The following is a 20,778-nucleotide window of genomic DNA, read 5'->3' on the forward strand; positions in this document are numbered from 1 at the left end:
TAAAAAATCTACTAAAATTAGTAATCTGGGAAAGTAGTCGTGGTAAATGGAATTTCTAAGATTGTAATTAATGGTATGTGCTTTTCGATCGTCGACGAGAAGCTTGTATCAAAGGAAGTTGAGCTTACTAAGCTAGAACAAAAGGCACTCGTTGTACTTATCAGCGAGCGCGGAGCGATAATTTCAAAGAAAGATTTCACTGAGCGTGTTTGGGGACATATCCATGTTTCGGATAGCTCACTTCGAAAGTTGATTTCTGTTCTTCGTCAAAAAATAAATGATAAGGAAGGCGAAGTATTAATCACCGAGCGAGGGGCAGGATATCGATTGTCTTTTGAGATCGACAACCGCAGCGATTTAGCTCAAGTTTCCAAGGTATCAGGCTTTATCCGTCGACGTACTATTATTGCTGCTTCATTTCTATTACTGTCTGTGATGCTTATGATCTCGTGGAATCTATCTGACGATGTCACGGTGATTGAGACTCCTGACTACACGACTATTGGAAGTTTCTCTTCAGGAATAATGAGGCATCAGATTTACAATAACGCCCACTACTTTTTACCAGAGACCTCAAGTAGAAAAGTCGCTTACATCAAGAAAGTTGAATATGGAATTGCTGAAGAGGTATTCCGCATAGAAGAGCCTTCAGCTTATTTACAGGATTTTAGTATCTCACCAGGTGGGAAATCATTAATAAGAGTAAGTCATCCCGATCACTGTGAAATCACTTTCTTTAATGGAATGTTCAACGATGTTCATTCCATATTGCCATGTTATAAACTGATGCAACATAGTAATTATGTTTGGCTTGACGATAACCGGGTGCTATTTACCCATAAAGTCGATAGTGCAAAACCGGTGCGGCCGTATATATATAACCTGTCTACTAAAACCGTTGAAAAGCTCGATTATAAAGACATTGGATATAACGAAAGTACTGACGAAAACGATCTTCTTGTTCGCCCTTATAAAGATGGCATTTTTGTGGCCAGAATCACAAAAAGTTATATTGATGATATAGAAATTTATTATTTCTCTAACACTACAAGTAAGTTAGTGACCAGGCAGGTAGGATTTGACTTCGACGTCTCTGATGACGGTTTTCTTGTCAACATCAATTCTTATAACGAAGTTCAAGTTGCCAACATTCAAGATGTTGAAGAAGATAATTTTGAATTTTCTTACAGGACAATCATTAGTGGCGCGCCAAATATTTCATACCAACCCTTGCTTTCAGATGGGCAACTGTACTTTCTCAACGGGACTCAATACAACACAGCTATATTTTGTAGCGGAACAAATGCGTTATTTCTCTCTGAAGACGGTGTGATATCTGCTACTCCCGAAGAACTAATGTTGCTTCGCAAGGAGCAAGCGGGAGTTAATCTTTTGCAGATATCAAGTGACCGAAGACAAGAAACCTTTATCAAGACTGACTTGAATTTTACTCTCGCCAATAAATTTGACGACAGCATTTATTTGGCCGGAAAAAGCGGGCTTTATCAATATACAAAAGGAAAGCTTGTGCTGATTTTTGATAAACCCGTTACCCGAATGGTCGGTGGAAGAGTAATAGTGGTGCAGTCCGAGGGCAATATATTCGAATATGATGGCAAAAATGTAGTGATGAAGGTTGCAGGCGCTTCGCAATTATCACGAATGGATACGGGTTATATTTATCGGGTGAACCTTACTGGGGAGGTTCGGAATCAAAATGGAATGACAATGGGTTTTAGCTCGTCCCGAGAGTATATATTTTCGGCCTATGGAAAAGTTATTGTGCCAGAAAGAAGTATTGAGGGTAAAATTGAGTTCTACGAGTTAGGAACACGTAATCTTGTGATTACACTCGAGCACCCGTTTCTTAATTTTCAGTTTGCTCACTGGAAAGGAGACATTTATTACGAGTCCTTTGGTGAAAGCTTTAATTCCATTGTGAAAGTGGAAGGGAATCTGATTAAAGAGGTACTGAAGTCCAAATTCAGGTAGAGTTATTACGTGTAAAAAACGCGAACTGGATAAAGGAGTAACCGGGTTTGCTGCGCTTTTTTTCTTATTATTTGCTCATCGGGCTGGTAACCGCCTCGGTTACCCTTGGGTTTCATATTTACTATCGTAAAACACTCGAACGGCCGTATTCTAAAAAGTCGTTGGCATTCTTTTTTCCTTTCGAAGTGCTGTTCTGGCCGTTATTCTTTATTGCAGCGTTAAGTCGAGGTTCTTTTAAGCCGGTTCTCGAAGAATCGAAAGCTTTTAGATTGCCAAAACCCATGCCTATTGACCCTGAAGAAGAGAGAAAAAGAATCGCTTTTCGTCAGGGCGTTTACAAAAATCCGCCTTTCTGCGGTAAATATATTTATGAATATGGCAGTGGGTTCAGAGGATTCGATAAAGACGACAGCGGAATCTTTATTTTCGAAGCCAAGGATGTGGCGGCGTTTTTGGCTGACGGGCGTCATGGTTCGCCTTATGAAATTGAGAATAGCGAGACACTAACTATTAATTTACAGGAAGACGATCCTGATGAGGTAAGCGATACGCAGCTTATCCAGCGCTGGGCCGAGTGTGCAGACAGTAGTATCGAGTTTTACAGCGAAATCGCCGGTTGTCGTGGGGAATTTCGCTATATCATCAGAAATATGGTGGCGGCAGGGGTTGGTGAAAGTTACTGCGTAACCTGTAAGAAGCATTATCCTAATAGCGCGATGAGCGTGACCCATCCGCCGCTAGAAAATGGGCGAGGCTGGATCATCGATTTCATTCAATGTCCAAAAGAGCACACCCTAATGGACATTGAGATAATGCACTTTTTCTAGGTTGTCTCTAGGCCTGAATTAGTCTTTTTCTATCGAATTACCGCCTGTTACTGCAATGCGCATGGCGGTTTCTACATCAATATCCAGCGGTGTGATTTTGTCCCGGGAAAGGTAAAGAGTATAACCGCCAATCTGGTAACTCATGGGCAGATAAACGGCAACTTTATCTTCGCCCGGAAATAGCTTGTTGGCCACTTTGTCGTTGGTCATGAACCCAATTAGCTTAATGCCGTTGTCCATATCTACGGCGACGGCTTTTTTAGTCTCTTCGCCCTTTTTAACTTCAAACAGCTCTACCGCATCTTTTACCGCGCCAAACAGGGTTTTTATAACCGGCAGACGGGCAAAAATACGCTCACCTAGCGAAATCACCCAGTTAAACAGATAAGCATTAATCAGAATACCGACACCAGTAAGGGTGATGATGACGGTAACGACGCCTAACCCGGGAAAATAATATTCGGCCGGAATAAAGGGCGAGAGCAGGGCTTCGGTGGTGCTTACCAGCCACACCAGAAAATAAATGGTAATGGCGAAGGGCAGAATGGTGACTAAGCCCTTAACGGGCAACAACAGCAATTTATTAAACATGGTAAACCTGAAAGGAAGCGAGTGTGGCATTGTAGACTAGTCGGTAAGTACTTCTCCAGCGAAAGGTAGAGCAGCGTTGAAGTAATGCAGTGGAAAGCTGCTGTCATATCATCGACAACCTGTCATGATAAGGTGTTAAGTATCAGCCATGCCAAATAAGGATATTCATCGTGATCACCCAAGAACAAATTCATCAGTTAGCGGAAATCTGTTTGCAAGCGGCAGAAGTGGAAATTATGCCGCGATTCAGGCAATTACAAAGCGGACAAATTGAAGAGAAGCTCAATCATCACGATTTAGTCACGGTGGCAGATAAAGCGGCTGAGGACTTCATACTCTCCAAGTTAGTGGCGTTGTACCCCGATGCATTGTTGATTGGTGAGGAAAGCGTGTACGACGATCCTACATCGCTGGATAAATTTGCTGAAGCAGCGCTTTCCTTCGTGCTTGACCCCATCGATGGCACCTGGCACTACGCGAATGGGTCGGTAAATTTTGGTGTAATGCTTGCCATTGCCACGCGAGGAACAGTGATTGGCGGCATTATTCTTGAACCAGTAACGGGTGATTACCTGTGGGCGATAAAAGGGCAGGGTGCTTTTCAGCGCATTAATGGTGTTGACCAACCATTAACCGCGGGTCGTCATAACGCACTGCCACTTACCGATACCATGTGTTGCTATTCCTTCGGGGTGACTAAAGACGCCGAGCGTCAGCAAGCTATTGAAGTGGCCAACAAAATGGGCCGAATCATGGATTACCGCTGTGCTGCTGCCGAATACCGTCTGCTGAATACCGGTGCGGTGTCGTTTGTGATTTTCCAGAATAAGCTGAATATTTGGGACCATGGTGCGGGTTTGCTCATTACCCAGGAGGCTGGGGCTGTGGCACGAATGATTGATGGAAGCGAATATTCACCTCAGATCACCGGTAAATTACTGGTGGCAGAGAGCGAAACACGCTGGCAGGAAGTGGCAGCCTTATTTGTTGAATAACGACTTGTTGAAAAACGACTTATCGAATAACGATAAATACAGCTTTCAGTTTTAATGAAATGCGATGAGAAATCATTAGCAACGTTTCGTGTAAATACTTCTTTTTATTTTGACTTGGAATCGTGAATTCGCGGTTGCTGTTTGTTGTGATGCTGCGCGTTCTCGTGATAATACATTACAACGTATTGGTGAGTGATGCTGTACACCTGATGATGGAACATTAGGAGTGATCGTGAAAAGTAACGACGATAGCACCAGTAATAAGCAAGTGAGTAACCCTAGTGCTAGCAATCCCAGCAACGATAACAAAAGCAACGATAACAAAAGCAACGACAACAGAAGCAACGAAAACAGAAGCGCCGACACGTCTGCGCCAGATGCTTCTGCCAGTCGGGAACGCGGCGTTATTGCGTCGCAGATTAAGCTTAATCAGGCCATGGCCCAAGCCGGAATTCGGTCTAAAACCGAACTTGCCCGCAAAATTCAGGAAATTGAGGGATTAGATAAACTCCCGCGTTCGCTGGTAAGCAGGGTGTTCAGCCAGCCAGTCGATCTGAAAAGTCTGGAACGGGTGGCCGCTGCGCTGTCATGCCCCACGTGGTCGTTATATTCAAATGCAGACGACGTAACGGGTGCCTCAACATCTCCCTCTCCACAAGCTGCCACTTCAGATGCACTTGACTCGCCAGTCACTGCGTCTGATCCGCACGCCGAATCAGTACAGCAGCATCCGGGTCGATGGAAATGGTTAGTGGCCTCTGTTGCTGTAGTGATTGCCGTTGCTTTCGGTATCGTGAATCAGATGCCAGAAGACATTGCACCACAAAAATCAGACATTGTGTCTTCAGAACAAGGGCTTTTTCACCGCAATGTGGTTGCCGTGATGCCCATAGAGGGCGACGATGAACAACTCACCTACACACAAATGTTAGAAGAGGCCGTAGCCAGTGTGAGTACATTTGTGCCGGGCTCTGGCTTTCGCTATGGGGCTGCGCTGAGTCCACCCTCTATTATTTCAGATGAGAAGGCGGAATTGGTTGTTACTGGTGAACTGCTCAAAATAGGCAAGCATGTGTTACTGCGGCTATCGCTTTATGATGAAGAGGGGATGTCACATTTTTGGGCTGGTCACTTTATCGCGTCGGCGTCGTCAACCTATGTCCGTGAATCAATCTCTTCCGCCATTGAGCATGCCGATAAAGGTGAGGCAACTCCTGATACGCCAGACTGGGAAAACTACAAGCGCTATGTCGATGGGTTAACCTTGTTAGAGGGTGAACGTAACGAAGCCGTGTTGCTCAAATTATCTGATGTCCTCCACCGGGTACTACGTCAAAGCCCGGATTTTGCTGATGCACACGGCACCCTGTGTAATGTTCTGGTGCAACAACATATTTTCAGTGGCGAGAAAAGTTATCTTGCAGAGGCTGAGTCTGAGTGCGAGCGAGCTCGCGCGTTAAATACAGAGTCGCCAACGGTGCTGTTGGCCAGTTCAGCGCTTGCCCGCAAGGCGGGAGACGCGAACTTGGCTGCACAATACTTGCAACAGTTGTTTGCACGCGACCCAGACAATACAACGGCGTTGCAATTGTTTGCTGAAGTCGAGGTACAGCGCTTTCGTCAATCGGGAGAAGAGCAATACATCAAGTCTGCTGAGCAGGCGTTAATCAAAGCGATTGCACTTGAACCAGAGCAATGGAAACTGCCTTTCACACTAGCGAGGGTTTACTTTTTTACCGGTCAAGTGGAGAAAGCGATTTCCTGGTCTCAGGAAGCGGTGCAGGATTGGGAGGGATTAGAAACCCTTACGAATCTTGGCACTTATCAGTTTTGTCACGGCGATTTAGCCGATGCCCGTAACACCTATCAACACGCATTGCTCGTATCGCCAGAACATCCGGTCATCACGTCAAACCTTGCGACGCTGTATTATTATCTTGAGCAGTACGACGACGCGCTGAGCGTGTACCAAAAACTGGAAAGTGAGGAATCTAATCAAACTGAGCTGTTCCAGTATTGGGTGAATTTGGCTGATACTTATTATCACCTGGGACAAATTGATGACGCGCGGGCGTTGTATCTTAAGAGTCTGGACTATCTCGATGCCATTTTAACCAAAGGCGAGGCCAGCGACATGCAAAAGGCCGTGCGTATTAGTGTGTATGTTCGATTGATGAAAATTGATAAAGCGCTGGCATCGGAAGCGCTGCTCGACACCTTGAAAAAAGAGGCCCTAGTCCTTGAAGAAAACAAGGACATGCTGACACGATTTCACCTGAGTCTGAGTTGGTTGTATATGGGTGATAAAGAGCGGGCAATCCGCCTCAAAAAATCCATAGAGGGGAGTTGCCCGGGATTTGTTGCGTCGCCAGACTTTACGATTTAAACAGGCGTTTTCGCAGTGGTAATATGAGCAGACTGAACAGCATCAGGCCTGCCGCTGGTGGCGCAGGAACCGGTGTTGGTGGTACTTGCACGCTCATTACATTGATATCTGCGATAAAGCTGTCGGCCAGGCTCAGTGGAGAACCAAAATCGTCAGATAGCAGCACATCGGTAAACATCATTTGTCCTAATCCTGCACTTACCGCAGAAAATGTCAGTGATGCGATTTGGAAAGCAGATGGTTGGCCGCTGAGATCCCAATCCAGACTGACAGCTGAAAGCGTTACCTCACCATAGGAATCTACGCTGTCATAAATGAATGTGCCAACGCTGTCGAGGGAGAAATCGACGCTGACAAGATCGGTGACGGGTTCATCGAAGGTAAACGTCACATCGAAGCCACCCACGTTTTCGGGATTTAACCCAGAAATCCAAACCGGGATCTCTAAGCTATCGCCCTCATAAGCGCTATAAAGATAATCCTGTTCCAGCTCACCAAAAGATAACACCGGCGCAGCACTCGCTGTTGCAGAACCGAGCATTAACATAACCGAAGATACAATACATAAGTGTTTCATAGTCAATCCTTGTCTGATATTCGGGGGCTCAGGTGAGCCCCGTTAAAACATTATTGTGGTTGTTGAACAGCACAGTTCGTATAGGTGCACTGTAATACGCAGCCCCTTGCATCCAGTACGTTGATCACACCATCACCATTGAAATCAGCAGGGTCGTCAGGCCCCGTCGCTGGCGAATAACGGCTAGCGAAGATAGCCATGATGTCGGTGTTATCGACTACATTATCACCGTTTACGTCACAACGCAGAGGTTCTTCTTCGGCTTCTATGCTGATGACAATTTCGTCAATGTCACTGGCGACACTGTCACTCACTGTGAGACTTAATACGTAGTCTCCCGGCAGCATTGCAAAGAAGCCAGAAACTGCAGCGTTGGGTGTAGATAAGGCAACATTGCTGCCTGCTGGCTGACTGACGACCTGCCATAGATACGTGAGCGGCGATGGCCCGTTATCCGGATCGTAACTGGCTGAACCGTCTAACGTGATAGTGCTTTGTACTTCCTGCGTTTGATCTTCCCCCGCTATCGCTACGGGCGATTCATTCGCTTCAACGGAAATCGTCACGTTGTCTGCTGAAATCGTTTCACCGCTTTCGAGCATGAGTCTGAGAACAAATGTACCGTCTATATCAGGCATGAACGACGCTTCACTTGCGTTGCGGTTGGCAATGTCGTCATTATCCAGCACGCTGCCGTTGGGCACTGAGACAAACTGCCAGGAGAACGCCACATCAGTACACGCATCCGTGAACGATGAGTTTGAGCCATCCAGCGACACCACATCGCCCAGATCTACCGTTACGTTGGAACCGGCCTCAGCATTAAGGGAGCAGACTGGCAATGCACCAATGTACGTGGTTGCCGACACACTGTTGCTAAGTTCGCCATCACCGACGGTAAGCCACACAGTGAAGTTACCGTCTACGTCTGGGACAAAGCTCGCCGTATCAGTAGTGTTGTCGGCAATGTCTGCGTTGGTTAAACCGCTATCCGCCGGAATGCTGCCAAAGTGCCATTCATAGCTGAGCGGGGATGGGCCGTTATCCGGATCGTAACTGTCAGTGCCGAAAAGCATCACGGTATCACCCACCAATGCTTCCAGAGGCACTGAAGAAAGCGCAACCGGAGCCACATTTTCATCAATTACGGTTACGGTTACTGTATCTGCAACGCTATTCGCTTCGCCATCGTTCACAACCAGGGCTACCACATATACCCCTTGAATATCGGCTTCGAAGCTGGTGATAACCGCTGCTGGCTCATCGATGTCAGCCGAACTACCGGCAGGCACGTCAACAAGGCTCCAACTGTATGTTAGGGTGTCACCTTCCGGGTCGTAGGAATCGCTACCGTCGAGGCTTACCACACCACCGGTGGCCATTTCACGATCTTCACCGGCAATGGCTACCGGCGCGCGATTCATCACGGTTACCGTTACTTCAGTGGCATCGGTGAACAAGCCATCATCAACCGTTAACGAGAAGACATATTCACCGCTCACGTCGGGAACGATTGTCGCTGAATCAGCTTCCACATCATCAAGTGCATACGGGTCTAGTTCGCTACCTGCGGGCAGTGAAACAATGGTCCAGTCGAAGGTTAACGGTAATGGCGCGGCATCAGGATCGGTTGAACCAGAGCCATCCAGGGTGATGGTGTCGAAGCGATAAACACTGCCTTGCGTATAAATTGACGCCGACGGTGGTACCGGTTCAGGTTCGCCTGGCTCAAGGTTGAAGCCAATGCGGTAGGGGCCTGTGTCATCATACTCCCCAGAACCTGAAATATCTGCATCTTGCACTACTAAGGTGTAAGTACCATTTTTGAGCAGCGGGTATTCGCTTAGTGAGGCAATGTTGTGATCTATAAATCTGGTCAGGAAGAGTCCGTCCGGATCGTATAGCTGTCCAAACGGCGCGAATGGGCCTAAGTCAATGTCGAATATTTCTATGCTGATAGTGTCGCCATTAGCTGCGTCAAAATGCCAGGTATCGAGATCGCCGAAATCAATGACTTGCTCGACATATCCATCACTTACGAGCGCACCATGTTCGCTTACAGGTGGTTTAACATAGTAGATACGGTAGGTGCCAGTTTGATGATGACCACCCGAGCCGGAAATATCCGCGTCCTGAACCACCACGGTGTAATTGCCTGACTCGGGGAGCTCTAGACGGTTAACGCGTGCGACCCCGTGGGCATAAGTACTTTGTAGAAATGCACCAGAAGGAGTATAGATACGAACCAGCGGCGCCAGCCCTGCTAAGTCTTCATCAGTAATCTGCATGGAGATAATGTCGCCTGCATCTCCATCAAATTGCCAAGTATCGATATCGCCTAATTCGATGGTTTCCTCCACGTAACCACCATTTATTAAGGAGCCATGCTCATTGACTGGCGGCTTAACAAAGTAGATCCGATAGTCACCGGTTTGGTGATGACCACTGGAGCCCGAAATGTTTGCATCCTGCATGACCACGGTGTAGCTACCAGATTCGGGAAGTTCTAGACGGTCGAAGCGAGCAACATTGTGATCGTAGGCGCTTTGCAGAAATGCACCTGAAGGAGTATAAATCCGAACTAGCGGTGCCAGCCCTGCTAAGTCTTCATCAGTAATCTGCATGGAGATAATGTCGCCTGCGTCACCATCAAACTGCCAGGTATCAATATCACCTAATTCGATGGTTTCCTCCACATAGCCGCCGTTAATCAGGGAACCATGTTCATTGACTGGCGGCTTAACGAAGTAGATGCGATAGTCACCGGTTTGATGATAACCACTGGAACCCGAAATGTTTGCATCCTGCATGACCACGGTATAGCTGCCAGATTCGGGGAGTTCGAGACGGTCGAAGCGAGCAACATTGTGATCGTAGGCGCTTTGCAGAAATGCACCTGAAGGAGTATAAATCCGAACCAGCGGCGCCAGCCCTGCTAAGTCTTCATCAGTAATCTGCATCGAGATAATGTCGCCTGCGTCACCATCAAACTGCCAGGTATCAATATCACCTAATTCGATGGTTTCCTCCACATAGCCGCCATTAATCAGGGAGCCATGTTCATTGATTGGGGGCTTAACAAAGTAGATGCGATAGTCACCGGTCTGGTAATGACCACTCGAGCCGGAAATGTTTGCATCTTGCATGACCACGGTGTAGCTGCCAGATTCGGGGAGTTCGAGACGGTCGAATCGAGCAACATTATGATCGTAGGCACTCTGTAAAAATGCACCTGAAGGAGTATAAATTCGAACCAGCGGCGCCAGCCCTGCTAAGTCTTCATCAGTAATCTGCATGGAGATAATATCGCCTACGTCACCGTCAAATTGCCAGGTATCGATATCGCCTAATTCGATGGTTTCCTCTACATAACTGCCGTTAATCAGAAAGCCGTGTTCATTAATTGGGGGCTTAACAAAGTAGATGCGATAGTCACCGGTTTGATGATAACCACTCGAACCTGATATATCTGCATCTTGCACGACCACGGTGTAGCTGCCTGATTCGGGGAGTTCGAGACGGTCGAAGCGGGCAACATTGTGATCGAAGGTGCTCTGCAGAAATGCGCCAGAAGGGGTATAGATCCTAACCAGCGGAGCCAGCCCTGCTAAATCTTCATCAGTAATCTGCATGGAGATAATGTCGCCTGTATCGCCATCAAACTGCCAAGTATCGATATCGCCCAATTCGATGGTTTCTTCTACGTAGCTGCCGTTCAGTAAAGCGCCATGCTCGCTAACAGGTGGTTTTACGAAATAGATGCGATAAGCGCCAGTGTCATCATCGCCGCTGGAACCACTAATATCTGCGTCCTGGGCGGTCACGGTATAACTGCCAGACTCAGGGAGTTCCAACCGATCAATACGCGGCACGTTGTGAGCATAGGCACTACTGAGAAGTGTGCCTGATGGTGAATAAACACGAAGTAGAGGGGCAAATTCGACTTGGTTTTCGTCAGTCATCTGGAGCGATACAAACTCCCCCTCATCCCCCTCAAACGTCCAAGTATCAACTTCTTGGGCAACCGCAATTTCGCCCTCAACGAAGCCCCCATTACTGAGTTCATCAGCGGTAGCGGGGAAGGTGATAGCTGAGACCGCGAAAACGGCCCACAGTAGATTTAATGATTTACCGACAGAGACAAACCGCCGGGCGCATGTTTCTTTTAGTGTCGCATACAGGTATCTGTAAAAGAGTGTAGATCGCATTATCAACAGTCCTTTCTTCAATCAGAGTTTATAGTGCGACCGGGGCTGGTACGTCGTTCGTAGGGAAGTAAAACCCTAGAACATCCATCGCGGTCTCGAGGCCGGAAATGGCTTTTTCTACTATGAAAAAAGAAAGGACATTTTATAACCGGAGAAAAACGCTAACTGGAATTTCCCATGGTTAAGTGAGACTAAGTGAAACACTTTTTGCGCTAAATGCGTGAATAATTCAGTCTGAATTGTTTGCTGTACACTCGTAGGTAGGAGGGTTTGTAGTAAATTCAGAACGTGCTTAAGTCGAGACTGTTGGTGCATTTGTCAGCCCTCGCTTTTTTCACAGGTATAACTTTTCATATCATCGTTGTATTGCAGTGATTTTAAAATGAAATCCAGGTAATTAGACTTAAGTCTAATATTTATGGCTGATGTTTTGTCACTGTCTATACTTCCTGTCTTTTAAAAAATTGGAAGGAAATGGCATGCACAGTTGCTAACGAAAGGGCAAAGAAATGGAAGCACAGTATCATATTGGACTCGTGGCGTTATCGCTGGGGGTTGCGTTTATCGCTTCACTCACCGCATTGGATATGGCGGGGCGCCTTAGAGCAACGAAAGGTTTGGCATCAAAGTTGTGGCTTGGAGGTGGTGCTTTTTCAATGGGCGTCGGGATCTGGGCCATGCATTTCGTGGGCATGCTAGCCATGGACATGTCTTCAGGCGTTGCTTACAACATTCCTCTCACCGTTATCTCCTTTGGCGCTGCTGTGCTGTCTTCCGCACTGGCACTAACGGTGGTGAAAACCGGCAAGTTAACTGCGACTCGTTTATGTTCCGGGGCTGCTCTCATGGGAGCGGGTGTTTGCCTGATGCACTACATCGGGATGGCGGCAATGCAAATTCACGGTGAAATCAGTTATCGACCGTTTATCTTCGCGCTTTCCGTGCTAATTGCCGTTACTGCATCTGGCGCCGCGTTGTGGCTGGTTTTCAGACTAAACCCAACTTCAAAGCAGCGTCCATCGTTGTGGTATCGCACAGGCGCAGGGCTGGTCATGGCGCTGGGTATTACCGGTATGCACTATACCGGCATGGCTGCGACCATTTATCCTGAACATGCAATGATGAACAATGCCGATGGCTTATCGCCCGCGCTGCTTGCGATTTATGTGGCAACGGTTTCTGTCATCATCATGCTTGGTGCATTGCTGCTTTCTATTTACGATACACACCTCACTTCGGCCAATGCACAATTGGCGGCGTCGTTAAGTGAAGCCAATACCGAGCTTAAAGGTATGGTGTATCGAGACCCGCTAACAAAATTACCTAACCGGTTATTCTTTGAAGAGAAGATTACCGAATTGCTCAGCGAGGGCTGCGATTCCTTTAGTGTTTTCTTTGTCGACCTTGATCACTTCAAGAAAATAAACGATTCGCTCGGTCATCATGTTGGCGACATTCTCATCAAACAATCTGCGGCGCGATTGAGTGCAGCGGTGCGTGATACCGACCTTGTCGCCCGAGTGGGTGGTGATGAATTTATGGTTCTCATTCAGGGAAATCCATCCAAAAAGACCGCTGAAAGTCTGGCATTCCGTATTGTCGAAACCTTGCAGCAGCCGTTTCAAATTGAAGATGTGATGGTAAATGTGTCGAGCAGTGTTGGCGTGAGCATGTATCCTGAACACGCAGAGCACATGCACGAACTGATGGTTTATGCCGATGCAGCCATGTATGCAGCGAAAAAATCGGGGCGCAACAGTTATGTGTTTTATCAACAAGATATGACTAGCGGCACTGAGCGCAGAGCAAAAATGGATGAACGCTTGCGTCTGGCTTTAGCTAACGACAGCCTTCACCTGGCATACCAGCCTAAAGTGGATGTATTAACCGGTTTGGTCACAGGTGTTGAGGCGCTTATCCGCTGGCAAGACGAAGAGCTTGGTGTGGTAACGCCCGACGAACTTATTCCATTCGCTGAAGACTCTAACCTGATTTTACCGCTTGGTGAATGGGTGTTGAAAACGGCATGTCAATTTTCCGCGAAATGGGAGCAGGATAATGGTAAGCCGTTGCCGATAGCCGTAAATATTTCCGCTATGCAATTAAGCCATCGCGGTTTCATTGAAAGCGTTCGTCAGGTACTTGAAGATACAGGACTAAATCCCCGCAGGCTGGAACTTGAATTAACTGAAAGTACGCTGGTTAAAGACCCTAAATATGCCCAGGAAGTGATGTCTCAGCTTCGTGATATTGGTGTATCGATATCCATTGATGATTTTGGTACGGGTTACTCAAACCTGGCGCAACTGCGACGTTTCCCTATCGACAGACTTAAAATTGATAAGAGCTTTATGTCTGAGGCGGTGGTGAACGAGCAGGATGCAGCTATCGTGAAGTCGGTTATTGCATTGGCGCAGATCCTGAATCTTCAGGTTACAACAGAGGGCATTGAAACCGAAGAGCAACTCGAATTTGTACGCTCGTTGAAAGGTCAGGAATATCAGGGGTACTACTATAGCAAGGCACTTCCGGCTGATGAGCTTAAACATTTACTGATTAAAAAACTGCAAAACATCGAGCTGTCTGCCTGATGAGGCTCTCTTTTAAACTTCATGTCGGGGGGGAGCGGCGGCCAGACCGTGTGACGGGAGAAAGGGCTCCGTGTTTGGCCTGAGGGTTAATGGTTCAAAAATGCGGATACGTTATCAGCGCACAGTTGCGGATCCTCCAGCTACGGCAAATGTCCTGCACCTTTAAAAACCTTCATGTGCCCGTCAGCGAACTGATTAAAAAAGGTGCTTGCATTGGGCACTGACAGGAAGTTATCGCTATTACCCAGAATTAACAGTGTTCTCGAAGCAACCTGCCGGCAAAATGCCTCATCGATAGCATCAGGCATATTCTGTATCAGCGAAATAGTAGATATCTCGGCGTTAGGCAGATAATGAAAGCAGAAGTAACAGCGGCGAAATAGTGGAGACACCTGGTTGAGAGTTTGCTGACTATGACCCATTTGCAACAAGATGCGTAAGCCCTGTTCTTCGCTGGCAGACCAGATGAAACCCTGCCGATGCCCTTCGAAGATGAAAACGGAACGCCAGTCATAAAAGGGAATCTTGCACACATTGTAGCTAAAACTGTTGATATTCATCCTGCGGGTGACCACAACCTCTTCATTGCCGAGGTGCTTGATATCAGAGAAGGGCAGCAGGAAAGTCCGCTGCTGTTTTTTGGTGGAAAATATCGCTCAATCAATGAAGTAGCGCTGTAAATTTTAGCGCTGAATGCCGCACCGCGTTCGCGGGCGGTATCCTTATCTCAGCTATTTTTGATAAACGCTTCAATTACATCATGGCAAAGCTGGTTACACTCTATCCATGGCAAATGACCCGCAGAAGGAATAGGGTAAAACGTGCCAGCGGGACAGGCTGATATAAGCTGCTCGCCTTGCGCCTGTGTTAAAAAGTTATCCTCTGTACCAAGTAGCAGAGCAACGGGTATATGCAACGTGGAAAGTTGCTGGTACGAAATGTTGTCAGGCATATTCCTGATTAACGACGTCAGCGATACGGTGTAATGAGGTAAACGTCGAAAGTGAAAGGCACACTGGATAAATGCTTCAGGTAACGCCTTCAATACTTCTTCTTTGTGACCCATCTTACTGAGGATCCTTAACCCTTCTGCAGGGTTATGGGGAAAAAGGCGCTTCGTAATCGCTTTGCCAATGCCGGGCATTCCTAATATCTTCAGAAAAAACGGCGGAGCACCCGCGCCTATATTGCCCGGGTTCCCCAGCAACGTGAGAGATTTCACATGCTGCGGATGGGCAAGGGCAAACAGCGTTGCCCAATGCGCCCCCATGGAATGCGCCAATAAATCCGCCCGTTCAATTCCAAAATGTTCCACAACCCGCTCAATAACCTGTGGGGCGAAACGGTTAATATTCACTTCACAGTGATTCATTCCTTCACTCAGGCCACCTCCAGGACGGTTAATGGCAATGATTTGACGACCACTGAACGCGGCGAGTAAGGGAATGAGTGGGTACAGATCTCCTGTATTCCCCGGGACTACGATAAGAGGAGGTCCTTCACCCCAGGTTTGTACACGAAATGAAACGTGGAACCCGGGAACGAGTAACGCCGTAGTTTTTTCATTCAAATGGTAGTGCGCAAATAGTGTTTTCTCCGCTTCAAGAGCGGCTAAAACGTAAGGATCTTCCGGGCGCAAGGTAAGTGTATTGGTTTGCATAAATTTACCTGTTTGGTTAACGGTACTGACTGCTGGCGCGGCGTATCAGATCGCAGAAGTAATCAGCTGCGGGTGTGAGGGGCAGGTTGACTCTGTGCACCAGACATACGTCAGGTCCTGGCAGGTATTCTTTCACTTTAATTTCCTGCAGGATGCCTTTCAGCCAGTCTTGCTCTGCCCATTGATGAGGTAACATCATCAGTAAATCGCTGCTCGCAACGGCCATCATCATTCCCAGGGCAGAGCGCACCTTCATCATGATTTTAGGGGGTGGTAAATCGTACATATCGAAAACAGGGCTAAGTTCCAGTTCCGCTTTTACTGTGGTAGAGGTAGTCAGCCATTCACAGTCGGCGAGTTCGCCTAAAGAAGTGGCGTGTGCTTTCGGATGGTCAACACGCCCTAAAATGACGCGATGATTAGAGAACAGGGTTTCGTAAGCTAGCTCACTGGAAAGGGGGGCTTCAGGAAGCGGGCCAACGTAAAAGTCTAGGCTACTGTCTCGCAGTAATGGTTCCGCAGAAGGAAACAGGCTCTCAGTTAAATCAAGCCTGACATCGGGAAACCGTTGTTTGAAAGCCGACAACGTATCGGGCAGCAGGGCGAGCTGAGGCGCGGTAGATAAACAAGCAGTTACACTGCCGCCCTGGGTACCTTTCAATAAGGCTATTTCTTCTCTGGCTCGGGACAGTTCATTCTGTGCAGCCTTCGCGCGCTGAATAAATACCTTACCCATTTCAGTGGGCACAACCCCTTTAGTTTGCCGCTCAAATAACGCCACCCCGAGGTCGCGCTCCAGTTCGCGAATACTGCGGGTAATGGCGGGCTGAGCAATACCAAGCACCCGGGCTGCTGCGCGCAGCGACCCGTGTTCTGCAACCGCCAGTAAATCTCTGAGTTGATTACTCTTCATTAATACTACCTAATGAATAATTCCTGTTATGTTGTTTGCTTATTATCCTTAACAGGCAATGTTTCGAGTATAGATTATCGTGTTGGTTGAACGAGTTTTTTCACCGCCTCAGCAGAAAGCCATTGCTGCTGATAGTACAAGCCGTTGATTTGTTTCAGGGCATGCAGGTTTTCCAGTGGGTTCGCGGCCAGTAGCAGCACATTGGCACGTTTACCTTTTACAATTTCACCCACATCATCATGATGTGTCAGCTGTGCGCTGTTCAGCGTGGCCATTTTTATAATAGTAGCATTGCTCAGGCCGGCTTCGGCTAATAGTGCCAGCTCCTGATGCATACTTACTCCGGGAATAACCCATTGGCCGCCGACGTCAGAACCCGCCGCCATTTGCACACCGGCCTCGGCAAAAATACGCGTTACCTGTTGTTGTAATTTAAAAAATTCACGCAAGGTCTGCTTTTGTTCAGGCGTGATTTTGTCGGCAAACTGCTTGCCTAATTCCTGCCAGCGCGCAACCATGGGCGGCGGCATTGCGGCGAGTGCCGGCTGTTCGGTGAACTGCGGATCGTCGGCAAGTTGCATGGTTTTCAATCGAATCAGTGTTGGTATCTGCCACATGCCTTCTGCGGCCAGATATTCTGCAGTTTGACTACATTTTTGCGGGTCGAAACTGGCAATGATTTTCGCCATCGCCGTGATCTCTTTTTCATCTGAGAACAGGATCGGGCTATAAATGATGTCTCGCAGCATCGCCGGCGAAGGCGGGCCTGCGGGCTTTTGCGTGGAGGGTTGATTGAGATAGGCGCGGATTGCCTGTTCATCGGCCGAGCAACTTAATAGTACTGAGCTACGCGGCCCAAGATGCTCAATGGCATCCATACCCAGGTTGGCTGCTTCCTTAACAGAAATGGTGGAGGGCAGGTGGCCGGCAACATCAATGTGAGCTGCTTCAGCCGTATCTAGCATGGCGCGGTACACATCCGGCGCTAAATCAACTACCTTAATCAGGTCGGCGCCTTTGCTTTGCTGATCTTTTACCACAGCAGCGGCTTGCTCGGGTGTGCGCACCCAGCCACCGTTCAGAATCGACCCCGGCAAGGCCATTATCTCTGGCGCCATGTCAACAGGCAAGGCATGTTCGGCTTTAAGTTTCAGTAGCGCATCGCTACCGTTCATTTGCCGATAACCGGTGACACCGTTTGCCAGCATCACACCCCGGGCAGGCATCTGTCCGTTATCGGTCAATAAATGCGCGTGGGCATCAATCAGGCCGGGCATGAGATATTGGCCGGCGCCGTCGATTACCGTGCCTTCCACTGAAGCAAGGTCGTCATTGTGAGAGGTGATACTGTCGATAATGCCGTCGTTGATAGTAACGTCCCTGTGAGCGAGCACAGTGCCGCTTTTTACATCAATCACGTTAACATCGGCAAAAACGAGCTTGTCAGCCCAGGCCGGTGCACAAATCACCAGGCCAACAACACTGCTGACGGCTGCCAGCTTATGGAATACTTTCATAGTTAACTCTTTTAACGCGTGTAGGAAAAATAAAACAACGTGTGGCTATCAGAAATGATAGCCCACGGTAATGCCAAACATGCGCGGATTCATAAATGTTGCTGCACGCATGTGGCCGATGGCACTGGATGTCACGTTGATGTGACTATAGATAAACTCGTCGGTAAGGTTGCGCGCCCAGACATTCACTTTCCATTTGTCGTCTGGTGACGTAAACGACACATTGGCATTGAAGACGGTGGTGGCGTCCTGATAAGAAATGCCTTCCTGGAATTCATTAAACCAACGCTCACTAGTGTACACACCCTGCACATAACTGCTCACCATCCAGTCACCTAAAGAAGTGTCGTACCTTACGCCTAAATCAAGCTGTACTTCCGGCGTGTTTGGCAGGCGATTGCCTTTAAGGTTAATTTCTTCTTCCGGTGCGAAGGTGGTGTTGGCGGTAACAAAGTCGGTAAACTCGCCATCAACCAACGCCATGTTCAGGTTGACACTGATACTGTCTGACACAAACGCGATGGTTTCTAACTCCAGCCCCTGAGTGGTGGCCTCGGCGGCATTTACCGTGATCAGGTTGCCGTCAACCGGACGCTGTACTTGCAGGTCAGAAATTTCAGCGTGAAAAACCGTGGCATTAAACTGTACCTGATTATCTAACCAGCGGCTTTTCATGCCCCCTTCGTAGTTCCAGATATATTCCGGGTTAACAACCGGGCCGACACTGCCAATGTTCATCACCCCGGCTTTGTAGCCCCGCGATGCTGTGGCATAGAAAAAGAGGTCGCGGCGCGCTTCATACTCAGCTGTCAGGGTAGGCGTCCAGGCGCTCCAGTCAGCATCGCGATCGATATCTAGCTGGTTGCCCGGTGGTAACAGGGTGAATCCAACATCGTCTTTTTCATCTTTGCTGTAACGTAGGCCGGTGGTCACCGACCAGGCATCTGACAGTTCCCAGGTGGTATTCCAGAAAATTGCCTGTGATTGACTGCTTTGCTCACCGTAAAACTCAATGAACGGGCGCATCAGCATTTCAGAATAAGCAGGCGGACCATAAATATAGGTATCGGCAACAATATCCTCATCAAAGTAGTACAGGCCAATCAGAGTAGAGTGATGTGCACCTGTCCAGTTAAACTGAAACTCCTGGCTTTTTTGCTTCGACGTTTCACTGATGTCATTGCGGAAAAATGGCACCGGTGTGCCGTTTAAATCAGTTTGTGCATTGCGTTCAAAATCGAACAGGTTGGTAACGGATTTAAGCGATACATCGCTGGAAATGTCCCAACTGATTTCCAGCGTGGTGGACTGATAGTTTTTAGGCGTATACAGCGGCACATCAGAATTATTGTCCCGCGGATTATCGGCAATGGTGCCGCCCATGGCAATTTCAGGTGGAATTACTGCAGGGTTTGCCGCGCCAAGCATGTGGTAGTCATTGGTACTCTTGTCATCGAAGTCAGTATAGGTAAGGAATACCTCCACATCATCAATACCCAGATAACTCAGGCTGGCGCGAACACTGGTGTTGTCAGCATTATCCAGTTCACGGCCGTCCGTGAGGTTGCGGCCAAATCCGTCACGTTTTTCAGTTTTAAAGGCAATGCGCCCCAGTAAGTCATCACCGATGAGGGGCAGGTTAATAGCACCTTCCAGTTCCCGTTGCTGATAGTTGCCTAGTGTGGCGTTAATATAGCCTTCGAAGTAGTTAGCAGGACGATTAGTGTAAACGTTCACTGAACCGCCCGTGGCGTTACGCCCATAAAGACTACCCTGCGGACCACGCAATACTTCTATACGAGCGATGTCAAAATAGCTGGAAATCTGTGCTGAGGGGCGGGAAATTACGGCATTGTCGACATGGTAGGCTACGCTGGCCTCACCGCCATTAGCAAAGTTTGTCAGGCCAATACCGCGAATGAAGATCCGCGCAGTTCCTGCTGCAGTGGAAACCTGCATACCCGGCGCCAGGGATTGTAAATCAAGCACGTTTTCAATACCCGCATCCTGAAGTTTGCCACCATACATCGCTGTTACTGCAACGGGGGTTTCCTGAATGCTTTCGGTTTTCTTGCGGGCGTTAACAACTATCTGTTCAATTTCACGCGGGGTGGCGTCGTCGGTTTGTGCATTTACCAGCGGCGCAAAACACGTCATAGCAACACAGAGCGCTGACAGTTTATAAGGTAAGGCAGAGGAATAATTTCGCTTCAACATCGGGTGGTGACTCCTGATTTTATATGGATATGCAATCCGCGTTGGTTTGTATGATTCTCGCTGCGCAGTGTAAATAGGTGGTTGTCAGTTAATAAGATGTGAATTAAATGTAACTGATGCCTATTTGGTATCACTTTGGTAAAGATGTATAGCCGGAAGCTTAATTGCTTATAAGAAAAGTTTACGATCGATACTTAAACGGTATCAGTGTGAATATATTGATATCTTTTTACATTAGCTTTACATAATTATTATCAGTCCCAATTCAGCTTGCGAGGGTGAGGGCAAACGCCGCCATCGCAGA

General features: G+C 47.9%; 13 protein-coding genes. 6 read left to right on the top strand and 7 right to left on the bottom strand.

Going from position 1 to position 20,778, the window contains the following annotated elements; genetic code table 11:
* Window positions 1-39 precede the first annotated feature (39 nt).
* Both ACXAFQ_RS00480 and ACXAFQ_RS00485 read left to right on the top strand, forming a co-directional pair.
* Window positions 40-1,992 carry a winged helix-turn-helix domain-containing protein gene (locus ACXAFQ_RS00480; protein ID WP_474817659.1) on the top strand — a complete coding sequence of 651 codons (1,953 nt, stop codon included), beginning with the start codon at window positions 40-42 and terminating at the stop codon, window positions 1,990-1,992.
* A 47-nt stretch (window positions 1,993-2,039) separates the two neighbouring features.
* Window positions 2,040-2,819 (top strand): hypothetical protein, encoded by a 780-nt coding sequence (locus ACXAFQ_RS00485; RefSeq protein WP_474817660.1) that lies wholly within the window; start codon window positions 2,040-2,042, stop codon window positions 2,817-2,819.
* 18 nt (window positions 2,820-2,837) lie between these two features.
* Here ACXAFQ_RS00485 and ACXAFQ_RS00490 read toward each other — a convergent pair whose 3' ends face one another.
* Window positions 2,838-3,410, bottom strand: a complete 573-nt coding sequence (locus ACXAFQ_RS00490) for a DUF502 domain-containing protein (RefSeq protein ID WP_474817661.1) — start codon at window positions 3,408-3,410, stop codon at window positions 2,838-2,840.
* A gap of 170 nt (window positions 3,411-3,580) precedes the next feature.
* Here ACXAFQ_RS00490 and ACXAFQ_RS00495 point away from each other — a divergent pair, with 170 nt between their 5' ends.
* Together ACXAFQ_RS00495 and ACXAFQ_RS00500 are read left to right on the top strand one after the other, a co-directional pair.
* Complete coding sequence (locus tag ACXAFQ_RS00495; protein WP_474817662.1) at window positions 3,581-4,405, top strand: inositol monophosphatase family protein; 825 nt, start codon at window positions 3,581-3,583, stop codon at window positions 4,403-4,405.
* Between the two features lie 232 nt (window positions 4,406-4,637).
* A complete protein-coding gene (locus ACXAFQ_RS00500; RefSeq protein WP_474817663.1) occupies window positions 4,638-6,791 on the top strand; it encodes a tetratricopeptide repeat protein in 2,154 nt (717 codons plus the stop codon).
* Here the strand turns inward: ACXAFQ_RS00500 and ACXAFQ_RS00505 are convergent.
* Together ACXAFQ_RS00505 and ACXAFQ_RS00510 are read right to left on the bottom strand one after the other, a co-directional pair.
* Window positions 6,781-7,368 carry a hypothetical protein gene (locus ACXAFQ_RS00505; protein ID WP_474817664.1) on the bottom strand — a complete coding sequence of 196 codons (588 nt, stop codon included), beginning with the start codon at window positions 7,366-7,368 and terminating at the stop codon, window positions 6,781-6,783. The two genes, ACXAFQ_RS00500 and ACXAFQ_RS00505, sit on opposite strands and share 11 nt — an antisense overlap.
* Before the next feature lie 50 nt (window positions 7,369-7,418).
* Window positions 7,419-11,576 (bottom strand): PKD domain-containing protein, encoded by a 4,158-nt coding sequence (locus ACXAFQ_RS00510; protein ID WP_474817665.1) that lies wholly within the window; start codon window positions 11,574-11,576, stop codon window positions 7,419-7,421.
* Between the two features lie 509 nt (window positions 11,577-12,085).
* On the opposite strand from ACXAFQ_RS00510, the gene ACXAFQ_RS00515 reads away from it, so the two are divergent.
* The gene (locus tag ACXAFQ_RS00515; RefSeq protein ID WP_474817666.1) at window positions 12,086-14,167 is read left to right on the top strand and encodes a putative bifunctional diguanylate cyclase/phosphodiesterase; all 2,082 of its coding nucleotides are present in this window, start codon (window positions 12,086-12,088) and stop codon (window positions 14,165-14,167) included.
* A gap of 479 nt (window positions 14,168-14,646) precedes the next feature.
* On the top strand, window positions 14,647-14,847 hold the full coding sequence (locus ACXAFQ_RS00520; RefSeq protein WP_474817667.1) for a flavin reductase: 201 nt from the start codon (window positions 14,647-14,649) through the stop codon (window positions 14,845-14,847).
* A 47-nt stretch (window positions 14,848-14,894) separates the two neighbouring features.
* On the opposite strand, the gene ACXAFQ_RS00525 is transcribed toward ACXAFQ_RS00520, so the two are convergent.
* From ACXAFQ_RS00525 to ACXAFQ_RS00540, 4 genes are all read right to left on the bottom strand, one after another.
* Window positions 14,895-15,827: an alpha/beta fold hydrolase gene (locus ACXAFQ_RS00525; RefSeq protein WP_474817668.1), complete on the bottom strand. Its 933-nt coding sequence runs from the start codon at window positions 15,825-15,827 to the stop codon at window positions 14,895-14,897.
* Window positions 15,828-15,843: 16 nt separating this feature from the next.
* Window positions 15,844-16,740: a LysR family transcriptional regulator gene (locus tag ACXAFQ_RS00530; RefSeq protein WP_474817669.1), complete on the bottom strand. Its 897-nt coding sequence runs from the start codon at window positions 16,738-16,740 to the stop codon at window positions 15,844-15,846.
* Between the two features lie 74 nt (window positions 16,741-16,814).
* Window positions 16,815-18,257, bottom strand: a complete 1,443-nt coding sequence (locus ACXAFQ_RS00535) for an amidohydrolase family protein (protein ID WP_474817670.1) — start codon at window positions 18,255-18,257, stop codon at window positions 16,815-16,817.
* 48 nt (window positions 18,258-18,305) lie between these two features.
* Window positions 18,306-20,474: a TonB-dependent receptor gene (locus ACXAFQ_RS00540; RefSeq protein ID WP_474817671.1), complete on the bottom strand. Its 2,169-nt coding sequence runs from the start codon at window positions 20,472-20,474 to the stop codon at window positions 18,306-18,308.
* Window positions 20,475-20,778: the final 304 nt, after the last annotated feature.

It is taken from the genome of Alteromonas sp. ABH2_165, assembly GCF_056159945.1.

What these genes read in the sequence shown, in the direction of transcription:
- ACXAFQ_RS00535 (WP_474817670.1), bottom strand. Translation starts at nt 18,257, where the DNA reads ATGAAAGTATTCCATAAGCTGGCAGCCGTCAGCAGTGTTGTTGGCCTG.
- ACXAFQ_RS00530 (WP_474817669.1), bottom strand. Translation starts at nt 16,740, where the DNA reads ATGAAGAGTAATCAACTCAGAGATTTACTGGCGGTTGCAGAACACGGG.
- ACXAFQ_RS00510 (WP_474817665.1), bottom strand. Translation starts at nt 11,576, where the DNA reads ATGCGATCTACACTCTTTTACAGATACCTGTATGCGACACTAAAAGAA.
- ACXAFQ_RS00490 (WP_474817661.1), bottom strand. Translation starts at nt 3,410, where the DNA reads ATGTTTAATAAATTGCTGTTGTTGCCCGTTAAGGGCTTAGTCACCATT.
- ACXAFQ_RS00505 (WP_474817664.1), bottom strand. Translation starts at nt 7,368, where the DNA reads ATGAAACACTTATGTATTGTATCTTCGGTTATGTTAATGCTCGGTTCT.
- ACXAFQ_RS00515 (WP_474817666.1), top strand. Translation starts at nt 12,086, where the DNA reads ATGGAAGCACAGTATCATATTGGACTCGTGGCGTTATCGCTGGGGGTT.
- ACXAFQ_RS00525 (WP_474817668.1), bottom strand. Translation starts at nt 15,827, where the DNA reads ATGCAAACCAATACACTTACCTTGCGCCCGGAAGATCCTTACGTTTTA.
- ACXAFQ_RS00520 (WP_474817667.1), top strand. Translation starts at nt 14,647, where the DNA reads ATGCCCTTCGAAGATGAAAACGGAACGCCAGTCATAAAAGGGAATCTT.
- ACXAFQ_RS00540 (WP_474817671.1), bottom strand. Translation starts at nt 20,474, where the DNA reads ATGTTGAAGCGAAATTATTCCTCTGCCTTACCTTATAAACTGTCAGCG.